Origin of the sequence: Jonesia denitrificans DSM 20603, assembly GCF_000024065.1 — a bacterium.
Classification (GTDB): Bacteria; Actinomycetota; Actinomycetes; order Actinomycetales; family Cellulomonadaceae; genus Jonesia; species Jonesia denitrificans.
On record NC_013174.1, the window covers coordinates 2,408,531 to 2,425,312 of the forward strand.

Sequence of the window (16,782 nt, forward strand, 5' to 3'; positions counted from 1 at the left end):
GGATGGCGGGATGTGGGCGCGGTGTGGACAACACCCCTTACCCACCAAAGAAGGTGGCGACACCCAACGACACTGCTGTGGGAACCACACCCACCAGAACAAACGCAGGCAGGTAACACACCCCCACCGGGACCACGATCATGCTGGATAATCGCTGAGCACGCTGGTGTGCATCGGCTTGCTCCTGTGCAATCCACGCATCACGGGTCGCAATGAGCGTGGGAATCACCGAACTCCCCCGCTGCCACCCGTCAGCGAGCGCCTCACCAAGAAACGCATACCGTGCAGGAGCGTTCGCCCAGGCACGCTGCCAGCTTGCGCCAAGGAGCAGGAGGCGCGCCACGACACCAAGCTGAGCCACCTCGAGATCAGGCACGTGGGTTGCCACGGTATCCAGTGCCGAGTCAATGGAATGACCTGCGCTCATCACAGTGGTGAGCAGGTCTAGTGTGATGGTGACATCGATGGGTGGGGGTGATGGTGGCGGGTTGGCCACGGCGCGTGCTCGGGTCCGGCTCCCCCGGGACGTGGGTCCTCGGGACGTGGGTGCCCGCTCCGTGGTGGTCGCGCTCGCAAGGAGCCGGGCCACCCATGCTCGCCCGGCCAGGAGGAACACGATCGCTGCGATCAGGCTGCCCCAGCCAAGCGGTGTGCGGGTGAGCCAGGTCAGGGGTTGTGCACCCAGCGCATACCCCATGAGAAGACCAAACAGGGGCAGAAACAGTAAGAGGCGGGCAGTCGCTTCAGCGCCTGCTGTGGCAGTGGTCCGGGCGCTGCGGGCGTCTGTGGCGCGACGGAGCGCTGCAGCGGTTGTGTCAAGAACGGTGGCGAGCGACAGTCCTGTGACAGAACTCAGGCGGCAGGCAGCGACAACCGCGCGGGCTGCCTGCTCGGCTGACGCATCTGCAGGCTGGAAACTGTGGCAGCGGTCACGGGGCGGGACGCGAACGGTTCGCTGGGCAGTGTCGTCCTCTGCAAGCCGATGTGCCAGAGCCTGGACCACCGGGATTCCTGCCACGGTGAGCACCCCATGAGAGTCCCACACAGTTCTAGGCAGTTGGCCGCTGCGCAAATGCGACACAACACGCGGCAGTAGCGGCACCCGCGGGGCGTTCCCCCGTGGCCCCAACCAGGTGGGAAATACCCGCACCAACAGAGGGTGGGGGCGAGAAGTACCGGCGTGCACAGCCCCCACAGCGACCACCCGTACCCGGCGGTGCACACCATGCCGGTTCCCCCACCACGCCGCGACACCAATGACCCCACCAAGAAGGAGTATCACCACCACGCGGGTCGCTCCACGCCCGCTGGTAGCGGCACGTCTTTAGGGGTGGTGTCACCATCCCACCGGGCAAACGGGGCGACGGTGAGCAGTGAATCATGCCCCACCCTTAACACACCCCACTCCTTGATGTACCGGTGCCCGGCCGGTGTACGGGCTACGTGAACAATGGCGTTCACAGCAGACACTGCCTGTAAAGACGTGGTGACTGGGTCCATGCCGGCGAGCGCACCTAGTGCTATGAGGCGGGCAGGGACATCGGTGACACTATTCGCGTGGATGGTTGCGGCACCTCCACTGTGCCCGGTGTTAAAGGCCATGAGCAGATCGCGCACTTCTGGTCCGCGGCATTCTCCGAGCATGAGCCGATCGGGGCGCATCCGCAGGGAAGCGTGCACGAGGTTGGACAGGGTGACAGCTCCGGCACCTTCCACGTTGGCGGGTTTGGCTTGCAGGGCCACTACGTGGGGATGGTTGGTGGCGATCTCACGGGAGTCTTCCAGGGTGATGATGCGTTCTGTGTGGGGCACGTGGGACAGCAGCGCGGAGAGAAGGGTCGTTTTCCCCGCCCCTGTGCCACCAGAAATGAGAAGCGATGCGCGGTGGGTGACGGCCTGAGCACACGCCCTGGCCCACTGGCGGGGAATCATCCCGGTGCGGGTGAGGTCATGGAGTGTTGCGTGGCGGGTGCGGAACACTCTGATCGACATGGTGGCATCAGCGTCGCTGACCGGGCTAAGGACAGCGTGGAACCGGGACCCATCTGGTAGTTGAGCGTCGGTGATGGGGTGAGCGTCGTCAAGACGGGTCCCGGCGCGGGCAGCCAGACGTACCGCCCATTCACGCGATTGCCCCTGGCCCAGTGGAGACTGCGCGATTTCCTGCGGGCCATGTCCTTGGTCAACCCACAGCCGGTCACCATGGACAAGAACATCTGTCACGGTGGGGTCATCAAGGAATTGTTGGAGCGGGCCGGCACCATACAAGTCATTGCGCAGGTGGGTGGCAGTCTCGTGTTGGGTTTGGTCACCAAAGACCTGTCCTGAGGTTCGCACCCAGGTGGGGATATCCCACGCGGGTGTAGCACTGTCGACTGGATGGCGGGTTGCGTACTCGCGGGCGTCATCCCACAACGCCTTGTGGGCAGCAGGTGTCACTGGTCACCACCTGGTCGGGTGGTGTTTAACCGGTGAAGTGCCTCATCAAGTCCACCGACCACACTAATGCGTGCACCTGCCTTCACCAGGCGTGAGGGCAACCCCGATGCTAGTGCCCCGTGTTCCACGGCGTGCCCAATCTGGCTGACCCACGGCCACTCTCCTGCCAGTGACACCCCGACATGGGAAGCTACCTGCCCTGGAGTCAGTGACTGCCCGGAGGCTGTCACCGCCACCAACGACACAACCGGACTGGGGCCCGGCCCGCCCCACTGCCACCCGCGGCCAGAGTGGCGGGTCCACCCCATGGCAGCCAGCACACTTACCGCCCCTGCCACACCCCGAACTGTGCGTGGCACCACCACCACATGGTGGGTCACGACCTCACCAAGGTGGCGGACAATTGCGGGTGGCGCATCGACAATGAGCACATGACCACTGCGGGCTGCGCCAGCAGCGATACCAGCAAACGCTGCGCTCGGGACCTCCACAGGGTTCGTGCGGTCAACCGACACCAAAGGAACCCCCAGCCATGCAGGGAGCACCGTGACCAGGTGCGACCAATCCACCTCACCGTGAGCGTTAGCCAACTGCGGCCACCGCACACCTGGGGCTTCTTCCATTCCGAGCAGCACGTCCAACCCGGCTCCCCAGATGTTGGCATCAACCAACCCCACCTGCGCACGACCCAACCCGCGCAGTACATGAGCTGCATGAACAGCGAGAGAAGCAGCAAGCAACGATGCCCCGCAGCCGCCCACAGCGCCTGTCACTGCAAGGACAATCCCTGCCATGTCACCCCACCTCGTTTGACTGTTACGTTGCACCCAACGTTGTTGATGCCGACACCGTAGCAACGTCCCATAGATGCCTTGTCAGGTGCCCCCCTGGGGGACCTGGTTTCTGGGGAGCGCCCTGGATTGCGGCATTGTGGACAACCCATGGCCCACCACCAGCACGCAAACTCCGATAGGCTCATCACGTGGCCGAGACAACACCGACCCCGCACCCAGCAACAACCCCGCCGCATGCCCGTGGCCGAGCACGCACCGCCGCGTTCTTCGACCTAGACAAAACGATCATTGCAACCAGTTCCGCTGCCGCCTTTTCTGCCCCCTTTTACCGGGGCGGGCTTATCTCTCGCACTGCAGCCCTGCGCAGCGCCTACGCCCACTTCCTCTTCATGATGGGTGGTGCCAGCGAAAGCCAAACTGAGCGGCTGCGCGCAAACCTGTCCACCCTGGTCACCGGATGGCCAGTTGAACAGGTCACTGCGATAGTCGCCGACACACTCCACCAGTACATTGACCCCGTTGTCTACGCGGAAGCGCTCGACCTCATTGACGCCCACCGGTCCGCTGGGCGCGACGTCATCATTGTGTCCGCCTCGGGAAGCGAACTTGTGGCCCCCATCGCTTCGCTTCTTGGCGCGGACGATTACATCGCCACCCACATGCAGATCGTTGACGGCCACTACACCGGCCTCATCGACTTTTACGCATATGGACCACACAAAGCCACAGCAATCGAGGAACTCGCCCAGGTGTGCGGCTATGACCTGACCGCAAGCTACGCGTACTCAGACTCCATCACCGACGCCCCCATGCTCACCACCGTGGGCCACGCCTACACCGTCAACCCTGACCGCGCCCTGCGGAAACTCGCGCAAGAGAACCATTGGGGGATCCTCACGTTCCGCCGCCCAGTGGCGTTACGGCGGCGCGGGCGCCGTTCGGCGCTGCTCGGCGGCATGCTGTTGGCGGCAGGTATCACTGCGTTATTCCTTGCGATGCGCGCACGGAGACGGGCACGACAATCACGTTCTGCATGACAGGAGTTTCACCCTCGCCAAATAATGTGATCTAGGGCATACTGAAGTCATAACAGAACAGCGTCCGGAACCCACGCGCGATCGGTCCACGCATAGGACCTCTCGGTCGGACCACGAGCCGATACGATGACACTTGTGCACGCCTGATACCCGGACGCATTCGACCTGATGGCATCCACTGCGTGGGTGCCATCAGTGTGTGTAAACCCTCCATTAAACACCACGATGAGATGCGAAAACACCACATCACATGGTGAGAAGTCACGATTGCGCATCTCACGGAAATAAGGAAGTCTTAAGACATCGGGCAACCATGTTGTCCGCCAGCTGTCGGGAACGCCGTGGGGGTGGGGCTCGACAGCCCGGAACGTGAGTTCCAGATACCGCGTCAACGGTCCGCCGTTGACGCGGTTTTCGTTTCCCCAGACACACCCCGCAACACTCCTGCAGCCCGGTGCTTCACACCACCGACCACACTCACACTGAGTTCCGCAGAGAGCTCCCTCGAATTGTTGCAAAAGAAAGCTCGGTCGAAAGTCCCCCATAAATCGTGGGATGACCTGAGACAGTAGAACCATGCTCAGCTACCCCGACGCCCTCGCATACCAGGTTGTTGCCGCACAAAAGAAAACCACAGCGGCCACGCGCATCGGCAGTTACACCATTGCCAGCATGCTAGGAGGCGCCTACATCGGGGTCGCCGTGGTCCTCATGCTCACCGCAGCTGGACCTTTTTTTGACAACAATTCACCAGCAACCAAACTTGTTAGCGGCCTCGTCTTTGGGGTCGCACTCTCCCTGGTCACAGTAGCTGGCGGCGAACTGGTCACATCAAACATGATGACCCTCACCCAAGGACTCAGCCAAAAAGCCATCACCATCAACGTGTGGGGGCGAACCCTCACCGTCAACTTCCTGGGCAACCTCCTCGGCGGCATCGCCTTCGGAACCCTTGTCTGGCTCTCCGGAGTCACCCACAAAGGCACACCTGCCTACGCCTACATGGAATCTATCCTCACCGCCAAAGCCACAGAATCCATCGCTGAACTCTTCTTCCGGGCGGTGTTGTGTAACATCCTGGTGTGCCTGGCCATCTGGAGCGGCATCCGCCTCAAAAGCGAAGTTGCCCGCCTCGTCATGATCTTCTGGTGCCTCCTCGCCTTCATCACCTCCGGGTTCGAACACGTCGTCGCGAACATGACCACATTCACCGTTGGTCTCCTATCCGGAGTCACCAGCGTGACCATCGCTGACTTCGCCACCAACATGGTCGTTGTCGGGGCCGGGAACCTCGTGGGTGGTGGAGCTATCCTGGGCATGGCCTACGTCGTCCTCGCCCGGGCCGAAGGTCGTGCTGCGAACGAGGGCACCCACACCTCGCACCCATCAGTACTCTCACCAAACGAAGCGGCCGCACACAGCCAGGCAGCAGCGAAGCAGAACTAACACCACCTTGTGGGATCGCCTCCCCAGGTAGCCCGCACCATCCACTGCCCCACACGCACACGTGCGCACATCGTTGCTGGTCAACGCCAAAAGCAGCAACACCGGCCGCCCGCGCCAACAAGTGACCTCACTCACACAATTTCCCACCACTTATTTCAACCCAAAACCTAAACGTTTCACCAGGTTCGAAGTGCACCGTTAACCTTGCTACTCCTTGATCGCCGCGCTACACATCCCGTGCACCGACAAGGAGACACCATGAGATCTGCACGAGCAATCGCCGCCGCACTCGCACTCGCGAGCACGGCAGCATTCACCGCCCCCGTCAGTGCCGCATCGGCAGCCACACCCGACGGAATCCACGTCAAAGACGGGCGCATCTACGAAGCTGACGGCACCGAACTCATCCTGCGTGGCGTCAACCACGCCCACGCCTGGTACAACAACGAAACAGGTGCCTACGCCGACATTGCCCACGCCGGTGCCAACTCCGTGCGAACCGTCCTCTCCAACGGAGTGACCTGGTCACGCACCAGCAGCGCAGACGTCGCCCAACTCATCAGCTTGTCCGAAGACGCCCAACTCATCAACATGCTCGAAGTCCACGACACCACCGGCTACGGCGACTCATCCCTGGACTCCCCCCGATCCACCCTCGCCCAAGCAGCGGACTACTGGATCAGCCTCAAAGATGTCCTGGTCGGTACCGAAGACCACGTCATCATTAACCTGGGCAACGAACCATTCGGGAACAACGACACCACCAATGCACGATACGTCAACGACACCACCACCGCGATCACACGACTACGCAACGCCGGTCTCACCCACACCATCGTGGTGGACGCCCCCGGCTGGGGCCAAGACTGGCAACACATCATGCGCGACAACGCCGCCACCATCCTCAACGCTGACCCACTGAAGAACGTGGTGTTCTCCGTCCACATGTACGAGGTCTACTCCTCCCCGCAAACCGTCAAGGACTACATCAACTCCTACCGGTCCCGCGAGCTCCCCCTCATCATTGGAGAGTTCGCCTCCACCCACTTTGGTAAACCCGTCGCCTGGGAAACCATCCTGAACGAATCAACAAACAAAGGAATCGGATACTACGGGTGGTCCTGGTCAGGCAACGGCCCCGGTCTTGAAGCACTCGACATCGTCAACAACTTCAACGGATCCTCACTAACCACCTGGGGCAAACAACTGTTCACCTCGCCCCACGGCATCGCAAAAACAGCCACAACTGCGTCCTACTTCACCGGCTCAACCGGTGGAAACAACGGCGAGTACCCCACCTGCGCCAGCGCGTCATCAGACCCCGACGGGGACGGCTGGGGCTGGGAAAACAACCAGTCCTGCATTGTGCCCACCCCAACGACCTACCCCACCTGCGCCAGCGCATCATCAGACCCCGACGGGGACGGCTGGGGCTGGGAAAACAACCAGTCCTGCATCGTGAAACCGTAGGACTGATGCCGCGGACGGCCCAGTCCTCAGTGTGAGGGCTGGGCCGTCCGCACGCCCGGCGTCGGGCGGACGCGCAGACACTGCACAGCGAGAAACTTTCTCAAGTGAACGAACTAATCGTTTCAGGTGCTGTGCCCACCACCACACACCCTGATACCTCTTAATTGCCGCGCAGAATCATCACCCACCAGCAACAAGCAAGGAGTGATCAATGAAGATACGACACGCAGTTGCTGCTGCCACCGCGCTCGCCGCAACCGCAGCACTCACCCTCCCCGTCACCGTCGCACACGCCGACCCTGAACCTGTCGGAATCCACGTGAAAGACGGGCGCATCTACGAAGCTGACGGCACCGAACTCATCATGCGAGGAGTCAACCACGCTCACACCTGGTACACGGGTCAAACCCAATCGTTCGCCGACATCGGATCACTCGGTGCGAACACCGTGCGAACTGTCCTCTCCAACGGTGTGAAATGGCAACGCAACGACGCCGCTGACGTCGCCAACGTCATCGACCTCGCCAAAGACGCCAAACTCATCAGCATGCTCGAGGTCCACGACACAACCGGATACGGCGACCAGTACGCCGACCCACCACGCTCAACACTCAGCGAAGCAGCCGACTACTGGGTTGACCTCAAAGATGTCCTCATCGGACAAGAAGACTATGTCATGATCAATATCGGCAACGAACCCTACGGGAACGACGCTGCCACCAACGCCAGCTACGTAGCTGAAACCAAAGCTGCCATCGCCACGATGCGTGACGCCGGACTTGAGCACACCATCGTCGTTGATGCCCCCAGCTGGGGACAAGACTGGCAATACCTCATGCGTGACAACGCACAAGAAATCTATGATGCAGACCCCACCGGAAACACCGTGTTTTCCGTCCACATGTATCAAGTATTTGGTACACCTGCGTCAGTGACGAACTACCTCGAATACTTCCTCGACCGCGATTTGCCGATCATCGTTGGTGAATTCGGGTGGGAACACCAAAACGAGGTAGTCGCATGGGAGGCGATCCTGTCCGAGTCAGAACGTCTTCGTACCGGATACCTGGGGTGGTCCTGGTCAGGAAACACCGAACCCTACCTTGACTTGGCGCTGAACTTTGACAAGAACAACCTCAGCCAATGGGGTGAGGACCTGTTCTTTGGCCCCAATGGGATTCAAGAAACCGCCACCGTAGCAAGCATCTTTGGTGGCGACCCAGGCGAAGATCCAACCGACCCAGGCGAGGAACCAACCGACCCAGGCGAAGAGCCAACCGACCCAGGCGAGGAACCAACCGACCCAGGCGAGGAACCAACCGACCCAAGTACGGGGGTCTGCACGGCTGAGTACCGCACTGTTGGTCAGTGGCAGGGCGGCTTCCAGGGAGAACTCACCGTGACTGCCGCATCGGCACTGTCTTCCTGGACGCTCACGTGGGACGCGCCGGGTGTGACAGTGACGAACAGTTGGGGTGGACAAACAACGGCATCTGGTTCCACGTTGACCACGGTCAATGAAGCGTGGAATGGGACGTTGAGCGCCGGTGCAACCGCAACTGTGGGGTTCATCGGGCAAGGGACGCCACCAGCGGCCCTTGAGGTGGCCTGCCACTAAGCCCCACCGGCCTGCCAGTGTCACCTCTGGCGGCCTTGTGATGCCCGTTGTGCCATTCCCCCGGCGCAACGGGCATCATTTGCACATTGTGGCACGCACCACACTACAATCGTCGGTGGGACTAAGGTCCTTGCGCCAATGATGATGCAACCGGAGGTTCTCGTGCCCGAACATACCCAGCCCGCGACGCTGGACAACCTGCTCCAAGAAACCCGAACGTTTCCCCCGCCGGCCCAGTTTGCTGCTCAAGCGAATGCCACCGCTGTCCTCTACGATCAAGCCGCCAGCGACCGGGAGGGGTTTTGGGCGGACCAAGCCCGCACACACGTGACCTGGAAAACTCCGTTTTCCACAACGTTGGATTGGTCGGATGCACCGGTTGCCAAGTGGTTTGCTGACGGCACCCTCAACGCCGCATATAACGCAGTGGATCGGCATGTTCTTGCCGGCAACGGGGACCGGGTGGCGTTCTTCTTCGAAGGGGAGCCCGGCGACACCCGCACCATCACTTACAACGACCTGCAGCGCGAAACATCTCGGGCGGCAAATGCGCTGGCTGCGTTAGGTGTCACACGTGGGGACCGGGTGGTGATCTACCTCCCTTTGATCCCGGAGGCTGTCATTGCCATGCTCGCCTGCGCGCGGGTGGGCGCAATCCATTCGGTGGTGTTCGGCGGCTTTTCCGCAGAAGCACTTCGTTCTCGTATTGCCGATGCGCAAGCCACCGTGGTCATTACTGCTGACGGTGGGTTCCGGCGGGGTTCCGCCTCCGCGTTAAAGCCTGCCGTTGATGAAGCGTTGAGTGGGCATGGGTCAAGCGTTGAGCATGTTCTTGTGGTGCGCCGCACTGGGCAGGACACAACCATGGTTGAGCACCGTGACCTGTGGTGGCACGATGCGTTGGCGGATGCTAACACGGCGCATGAGCCGGCATGGGTTGACGCGGAGCACCCGTTGTTCATTTTGTATACCTCGGGGACAACGGGCGCACCCAAGGGTATTGTCCACACCACGGGTGGTTATCTCACCCAAACCGCGTTTACTCACCACCATGTGTTTGATCTCAAACCAGAGCAGGACGTGTACTGGTGTACCGCTGATATTGGGTGGGTTACAGGTCATTCTTATGTTGTGTATGGTCCGCTGGTCAACGGGGCCACCCAGGTGCTGTATGAAGGGACACCTGACACTCCTCACCAAGGTCGTTGGTGGGAGATCGTGGAAAAGTATGGGGTGTCAATCCTGTACACCGCCCCGACAGCGATTCGAACATTCATGAAGTGGGGCGAAGACATTCCTTCGTCGTACAACCTGAGTTCCTTACGGGTGCTGGGATCTGTGGGGGAGTCGATTAACCCTGAAGCGTGGATGTGGTACCGGCGGGTCATCGGCGGGGATCAGGCACCCATTGTGGACACGTGGTGGCAAACAGAAACCGGTGCCATCATGATTTCCCCGTTGCCGGGGGTTACTGCCGCAAAGCCCGGTTCGGCACAAATCCCGTTGCCTGGGATCCGAGCTGATGTGGTCAACGACTTTGGGGAACCCGTGGGTCCTGGCGCCGGAGGTTATTTGGTGCTGTCTGAACCGTGGCCTGCGATGTTGCGTGGCATTTGGGGTGACCGGCAACGTTTTGTTGACACGTACTGGTCCCGCTTTTCAGGCATCTATTTCGCCGGTGATGGTGCAAAACGCGACGACGATGGTGACATCTGGTTGTTGGGTCGGGTCGATGACGTGATGAATATTTCTGGGCACCGGCTGTCCACAATGGAAATTGAGTCAGCGCTAGTGTCGCACCCCGACGTCGCGGAAGCGGCGGTTGTTGGCGCATCGGACGATACAACAGGGCAAGCTGTTGTTGCGTTCGTGATTTTGCGCGGGCACGCAACAGAACGCATTGGTGAACAAGGACATGAGGAGGTGGTGGCAGCGCTCCGGGCTCATGTGGCCAAGGAAATTGGACCGATCGCAAAACCTCGGGACATTCTTGTGGTTCCGGAACTTCCCAAGACTCGCTCTGGGAAAATTATGCGTCGCCTACTGCGGGATGTGGCCGAGCACCGGGTGGTGGGAGACGCCACAACGCTGGCTGATTCCAGTGTGATGGACCTGATTTCAGCCAAACTCGCCATGCCGGGGTCACGTGCCCCCTCAACAACCAAGGAACGGTCACGTTAGAGTAAGGGGAAGGCCACAAGGCCTTCCCCTTACTTGTGACTCTCACCAGGAGACCTGCATGTCAGACCACGAAAACACCACGTTCGCTCAACGCATCGACACCCTTTCTCACACGGCAAAGGAGTCAGAGGGGGACATCAAAGTCACTGCGTGGCGAGAACTGTGGCGGATCGTGCTGCCCTTAGAACGCTGGTTCTTCATTAAAGATGAGTCGGAGACGTTGTCCCCCATCTTCTTGAAAGACGGGGACAACGTCATTTTGCCGATCTTCACGGATGCGGCCCGTGCCACCCAGTTCGCTGACGACTTTGGTGGGCCTGACCGGGTCTATGCGTCGGCTCCAGGATCCATGCTGACCGCTGCTCGACAACTGACAAAGAACGGCGTAACTCTGTGCGTGTTTAACCCACAAAATGAACCGTTTGCGGTGAGCCCGGCAACGTTGGAGCAGCTCGCTGAAGGGTACATTTCTTCTGGTGAGGGTCAGATTGTTGGGGTTCAGGGCAACACACCGGAAAGCCAAATCGATGTGCTCGCTGATTTTGCGCGCAAGAACCCCGATGACATTAAAGCCCGGGGGGCGTTGTGGATCCACGCGCTTCTTTTGGACTCGTGGTACCTCGTGCCACGTGGTGAAGGCGAAGCCATGCAACCGTTTGCTGTCACTGGGCCAGACGGGCCCATCCTCATGGCGTTTACGGAGGCGAAGCGGGCCGCGGAGTATGCAACACTGCGCGGGCTCGGAGACCTTGATGCGGTCATCGCGATGACTCCCACAGAGATTGTTGAGGTGTTCACCCGGGACAGTTCAGTGGTCACTGCCGTCCATATTGACCCGCAACATGGTTCGTTCTTCACCCAGGTTGATCAGCTTCCGCAGATGCTCAAGATCGCCAATGATGTGGCTGCGAATCAACCTGACGCTGAGGGCGTGTAGTGCCTATTCGAGTTCGGTGAGGAATCGGCGCACTTCAGCGTTGAGGGTGTGGGTGGAGGACATCAGTGATGTGTCCGCACCAGCGACTTTGTGTTCGAGTTGACGCGCGTCGGTGTCGATGCGGTCAATGGTTGCGTCAAGGTCGGTCAGTGCCCCGGCAACGGATGTGATTTGTTCGCGTGATTCAGTGAGGCGTTCCTCGATACCGTGGGACGCCTTACTTGTTTGGTCCGCGAGTTTACGGATTTCGTCAGCCACAACAGCGAACCCTGCGCCTTGTTCTCCCACACGTTTGGATTCAATGGTGGCGTTGAGGGCGAGTAGTCGTGTTTGTTTTGCGATTTGTTGGATGAGGGAGTTGATGTCACGCATGGCCTCGGAGTGTTGTGTGAGGTTGTCTGCTTGCGCTGCGGTGGCGCCAATGCGTTCGGCAACGTCACGGGTGTCTTGTGAGAGGTGGGAAGACACGGTTTGAAGTTCATTGGCCACGGTGGACAGGTTCTCCGCGTGGGTGAGGACTTCTTGTTCAAAGTGGGCTGCGAGCGCGGTGCGTGCGTGGGTTGATGCGGTGAGTTGGGTGTGAGCGTCGGCCAGTTCACGGGTGGTGGTGTCGACTCGGGTGGCTTGTCGGGCGAATGCTCCGCGCATTCCGGTGTGGAGGAAGCGGCGTTCGAAGCGGTTGCTCATGGCTGCTGCGAGTGCGCCGTCTGATTCGCGAAGGTAGACATCGACCATGTCGAGGAAGTGGTTGAACTGGGCGCGGAGGGTGTCTGCGTTGGGTAGGGTGGCGGCGTTGGGGGTGGTGTTCCAGCGTTGTTCGAGGTCGCCGTCGTTGAGGTGGTGGGTGACTCGGTTGATTTCGGCGAAGAGTTCTCGGTAGGCGGCGAGTTCGACGCGTTCGCTTGTGGTGAGTTGGTTGCGTGTCATGGGGTGTCTCCGTGCGTGAGGGACCAGACCCATTGGCTGTAGGTGTGGCCGGTGCGCTCGAGGGTGGTGGTGAGGACGTCGAGTGATGCGTGGGCGCGGGCTCGACCGGTGAGTCCGTGTTCGGCGTTTTTCATGGCGTTGTAGACCTGTTCGACGCGTGTGATGGCGTCGCGGGTGACGGCCCGGCGGGAGGAGTGGTAGCCGATATGGGTGCCGCGGGTGTCGTAGCTGGGGGTGACGTAGGCATACACCCAGTAGTAGTCACCGGTGGTTGCTCGGTTTTTCACGTATGCGAAGATTTCTTGGCCGGCTTGGATGGTGTCCCACATGTATTGGTAGACCCCGGCGGGCATGTCGGGGTGGCGGATGATGTTGTGGGGTTGTCCGAGTGCGGTGTCTTCGGTGAGGTCGGAGATGGTGAGAAAGACGTCGTTGGCGTAGGTGATGCGTCCTTGGAGGTCTGTTTTGGACACGATGATGTCGTTGGGTGCGAGGACACGTTCGGCGCTTTGGCCTCGGGTGTCGGTCATGGTGGGGCTCCTTCGTGGTACTGCCCCTTCTATTCGGCAATGTGTCAGAAAGGTTGATTGTTTCGGGGAAGTTCACTCGTTCGCAGGGTGAACCGTGGTGTCTGTACTGCTGGTGATGGCAGTGTGTGATGGGATAGGACTATGACCACGGTGCTCCTTACTTCCACGTCAGGTCCGCTCAGTGACGATGCGGCGCGGAGCGTGCGCGAGTTGGTTGCTCTGGAAACTGAACGGTTGGGTGTGCCACCGTTGTCAGAGCAACCGCTATTGAATTTACGGGATCCTCGGGCTCGGGTTGTGCACATTATGGACACCCAGGGGGGCGATGTGACGGGGTACGCGCAGCTTGATGTGTCGCGTGAGGGTGGGTCGTTGGAGTTGACCGCTCGATGCGCGGACCGCACCCAGTGTGTGGGCGCGTTACTCAATGAGGCGGAGTTGATTGCCCAGGATCATGATGTGGTAGTCAGGCCGTGGGTTCATGGTGATGATCCTGATGTGACCCGGGTGCTGGCTCAGCGTGGTTATGTTCCAGCGCGCACGTTGTTGGTGCTGTCTCGTGACTTGTCGTTGGCGGACACCCAAGCCCTGGCCACACCGGTTGTTCCGGAGGGGTTTGTTTGTCGGAGGTTTGATCCTATCTCGGATGCAGACTCGCTTCTGGCAGCGAACTCCGATGCATTTTCGTGGCACCCTGAGCAGGGGCGCCTCACCCACCATGACTTGTCGATGCGCATGAAGGAACCGTGGTTCACTCCTGACCACCTTCATGTGGTGACCCCGGTTTCCGAGAGTGCTCGGATCGTTGGTTTTGTGTGGTTGAAAGCAGAACCTCACTCACGCAGCATCGAACTGTATGTGTTGGGGGTTACTGAGGCTGCCCAGGGTCAGGGGGTGGGGCGTTTCCTCACGGAGTTAGCAACGGTGACTGCCCTCAATCAGGGTTACCCACGTCTTCACCTTTATGTGGAAGCGGACAACACCCGTGCCTTAGCGCTGTACACCCAGCACGGGTTCGCTCCGATGGAACGGCACGTGAACTTTACGCAACCCACCGGTGAACTTGGGCACGAACCACCTAGTTAATGGCACCATGGTGTCATGACTGAACGCGATGACCGTGGGCCACAACTCGACACCGAACTGCCTGGCATTGAGGATCTCGAAACCGATCTTGACGCGGCCATTGCAGAGCACATCGCTGAGGAGCCTGAGGCGAACCTCCCACCAGCCGAACCTGCACCGTTGCCTGAGGGCCGGTTTGTCGACCGTGAGTTGTCGTGGCTTGCCTTTAACCAACGTGTTCTCGAACTCGCAGAAGATCCGGGGGTCCCACTCTTGGAGCGGGTGCGATTCGCCGCGATTTTCGCGTCAAACCTTGACGAATATTTCATGGTGCGGGTTGCTGGGTTAAAACGACGCATCGCCACGGGTCTTGCCGTCACCTCTGCTTCTGGCCTCACCCCCAGGCAAACCCTTGATGCGATTTCTACTCGCGCCACTAAACTGATGCAACGACACGCCAACGTGTTCCACAATGATTTACAACCGGCGCTGGCGGATGAAGGGATCACTCTGGTCACGTGGGATGACCTGTCCTCGCAGGAACAAGATCGGTTGCATAAGTTCTTCCGGAAACAGATCTTCCCGGTCCTTACTCCCCTTGCCGTGGACCCGGCCCACCCGTTCCCCTACATTTCTGGGTTGTCGCTCAACCTGGCGGTGTTGCTGCGAAACCCCACCACCGATAAGGAACACTTCGCGCGGGTGAAAGTTCCGCCGCTGTTGCCACGCTTCATTGCTGTGGATGCCAAGGGGCGTCCGTCCGCACCGGACACTCACACGGTGGATCCCACCTCGTTTGTTCCGCTTGAGGACATCATTGCCCACCACCTGCATTACTTGTTCCCTGGCATGGAGGTGGTGGAGTATCACACGTTCCGCGTGACCCGTAACGAGGACGTTGAAGTCGAAGAAGACGACGCCGAAAACCTGTTGAAGGCCATGGAGAAGGAACTCCTGCGCCGCAGGTTTGGTCCTCCAGTGCGCCTTGAGGTTGCGAAGGGAATCACCGGCCGTATCCGTGATCTTTTGGTACGTGAGCTACGCATCACCCACGACGAGGTGTACACGTTGCAGGCGCCACTTGATCTGACTGGGTTGAATCTCATTGCTGACCTCGACCGGGCTGACCTTCATTACCCCGCGTTTGTGCCTACAACCTCCCGGCAACTCGCAGACGTGGAGTCTGCGACACCCTCCGATATTTTTGGGGCAATCCGCCGCAGTGACGTGCTCTTGCACCACCCGTACGACTCGTTTTCCACGTCAGTGCAAACCTTCCTGGAACAAGCAGCTGCGGACCCTCATGTTCTTGCGATCAAGCAAACCCTGTACCGCACCTCTGGGGACTCCCCTATTGTTGATGCGCTCATTGACGCCGCAGAAGCGGGAAAACAAGTGTTGGCGCTCGTGGAAATTAAGGCGCGCTTTGATGAACAAAACAATATTTCCTGGGCCCGCAAACTTGAGCGTGCTGGGGTCCATGTGGTCTACGGGATTGTCGGCCTCAAAACACACTGCAAACTCTCTCTTGTGGTTCGCCAAGAAGCAGATGGGCTTCGCCGTTACTGCCATGTCGGCACAGGGAACTACAACCCCAAGACTGCCCGCCTGTACACCGACCTGGGGCTCCTCACCTGTGACCCTGACGTGGGTCAGGACTTGACCCGGTTGTTTAACCAACTGTCTGGCTACGCCCCACAGTCCAAGTTCCACCGCCTCCTGGTAGCCCCCCGTACGGTGCGCACTGGGCTGATTGCGCGCATCGACCGGGAAACACAGGCAGCACAGCAGGGTTTGCCAGCCTGGATCAAAATCAAGGTCAACTCCATTGTTGATGAACAGACCATTGACGCGTTGTACCGTGCCTCCCAGGCAGGGGTGAGCGTGGACTTGGTGGTGCGCGGTATTTGCGCATTGCGGCCGGGAGTACCTGGACTCTCAGAGAATATTCGGGTTCGCTCTATTTTGGGACGCTTCCTCGAGCATGCCCGCATCTATGCGTTTGCGAATTCCCTTGGCGCGGACCCAAACACCCCTGTCCTCCCTGGATCAGCGGGAATCCCCGGGCTACCTGACGTATTCATTGGGTCTGCTGACCTCATGCACCGCAATCTGATCCGCCGGGTTGAGGCATTGGTCTCCATCACACACGAACGGCACGTCAACGGACTGATCACCCTCATTGACCGATCCATGTCCGATGAGGTTTCCACGTGGCATCTGGAACCCGACGACACATGGACTCGACGCCACCGCGGCAACAACGACATCCCACTGTCTGATATCCAACAAGAACTGATCACCCGGCAACGGCAACGACTCACCCTCGGACATTAAC

The 16,782-nt window shown here is 59.9% G+C and carries 13 protein-coding genes; 8 read left to right on the forward strand and 5 right to left on the reverse strand.

All coding sequences use genetic code 11. The features are described 5' to 3' along the window. Window positions 1–37: 37 nt before the first annotated feature. Genes JDEN_RS11150 through JDEN_RS13210 form a run of 3 tightly spaced genes read right to left on the reverse strand, consistent with a single transcriptional unit; the run spans window position 38 to window position 3,233 of the window. Window positions 38–1,288, reverse strand: a complete 1,251-nt coding sequence (locus tag JDEN_RS11150; protein WP_015772488.1) for a type II secretion system F family protein — start codon at window positions 1,286–1,288, stop codon at window positions 38–40. Next, a complete protein-coding gene (locus JDEN_RS11155) occupies window positions 1,279–2,439 on the reverse strand; it encodes a TadA family conjugal transfer-associated ATPase (RefSeq protein WP_015772489.1) in 1,161 nt (386 codons plus the stop codon). Before JDEN_RS11155 ends, JDEN_RS11150 begins: the two co-directional genes overlap by 10 nt. Then, a complete protein-coding gene (locus tag JDEN_RS13210) occupies window positions 2,436–3,233 on the reverse strand; it encodes a CpaE-like family protein (protein WP_015772490.1) in 798 nt (265 codons plus the stop codon). The genes JDEN_RS11155 and JDEN_RS13210 overlap by 4 nt, the downstream gene beginning before the upstream one ends. A 188-nt stretch (window positions 3,234–3,421) precedes the next feature. On the opposite strand from JDEN_RS13210, the gene JDEN_RS11165 reads away from it, so the two are divergent. From JDEN_RS11165 to JDEN_RS13215, 6 genes are all read left to right on the forward strand, one after another. Next, window positions 3,422–4,270 (forward strand): HAD family hydrolase, encoded by an 849-nt coding sequence (locus JDEN_RS11165; RefSeq protein WP_015772491.1) that lies wholly within the window; start codon window positions 3,422–3,424, stop codon window positions 4,268–4,270. Window positions 4,271–4,846: 576 nt separating this feature from the next. Further along, on the forward strand, window positions 4,847–5,716 hold the full coding sequence (locus JDEN_RS11175) for a formate/nitrite transporter family protein (RefSeq protein WP_015772492.1): 870 nt from the start codon (window positions 4,847–4,849) through the stop codon (window positions 5,714–5,716). Window positions 5,717–5,974: 258 nt separating this feature from the next. Further along, window positions 5,975–7,186: a cellulase family glycosylhydrolase gene (locus JDEN_RS11180; protein ID WP_015772493.1), complete on the forward strand. Its 1,212-nt coding sequence runs from the start codon at window positions 5,975–5,977 to the stop codon at window positions 7,184–7,186. Window positions 7,187–7,397: 211 nt separating this feature from the next. Continuing rightward, entirely contained in the window at window positions 7,398–8,804 is a 1,407-nt protein-coding gene (locus JDEN_RS11185; protein ID WP_015772494.1) for a cellulase family glycosylhydrolase, read from the forward strand. Between the two features lie 138 nt (window positions 8,805–8,942). Next, window positions 8,943–10,985: an acetate--CoA ligase gene (gene acs / locus JDEN_RS11190; protein ID WP_015772495.1), complete on the forward strand. Its 2,043-nt coding sequence runs from the start codon at window positions 8,943–8,945 to the stop codon at window positions 10,983–10,985. 58 nt (window positions 10,986–11,043) lie between these two features. Continuing rightward, window positions 11,044–11,922 carry a hypothetical protein gene (locus tag JDEN_RS13215; RefSeq protein WP_015772496.1) on the forward strand — a complete coding sequence of 293 codons (879 nt, stop codon included), beginning with the start codon at window positions 11,044–11,046 and terminating at the stop codon, window positions 11,920–11,922. A 3-nt stretch (window positions 11,923–11,925) separates the two neighbouring features. Here JDEN_RS13215 and JDEN_RS13220 read toward each other — a convergent pair whose 3' ends face one another. Both JDEN_RS13220 and JDEN_RS11205 read right to left on the reverse strand, forming a co-directional pair. After that, window positions 11,926–12,849 (reverse strand): methyl-accepting chemotaxis protein, encoded by a 924-nt coding sequence (locus tag JDEN_RS13220; protein ID WP_015772497.1) that lies wholly within the window; start codon window positions 12,847–12,849, stop codon window positions 11,926–11,928. After that, complete coding sequence (locus tag JDEN_RS11205; RefSeq protein WP_015772498.1) at window positions 12,846–13,379, reverse strand: PAS domain-containing protein; 534 nt, start codon at window positions 13,377–13,379, stop codon at window positions 12,846–12,848. The genes JDEN_RS13220 and JDEN_RS11205 overlap by 4 nt, the downstream gene beginning before the upstream one ends. A 141-nt stretch (window positions 13,380–13,520) precedes the next feature. Here JDEN_RS11205 and mshD point away from each other — a divergent pair, with 141 nt between their 5' ends. After that, window positions 13,521–14,465 carry a mycothiol synthase gene (gene mshD / locus JDEN_RS11210; RefSeq protein ID WP_015772499.1) on the forward strand — a complete coding sequence of 315 codons (945 nt, stop codon included), beginning with the start codon at window positions 13,521–13,523 and terminating at the stop codon, window positions 14,463–14,465. A gap of 15 nt (window positions 14,466–14,480) precedes the next feature. Then, window positions 14,481–16,781 (forward strand): RNA degradosome polyphosphate kinase, encoded by a 2,301-nt coding sequence (locus JDEN_RS11215; RefSeq protein ID WP_015772500.1) that lies wholly within the window; start codon window positions 14,481–14,483, stop codon window positions 16,779–16,781. Window position 16,782: the final 1 nt, after the last annotated feature.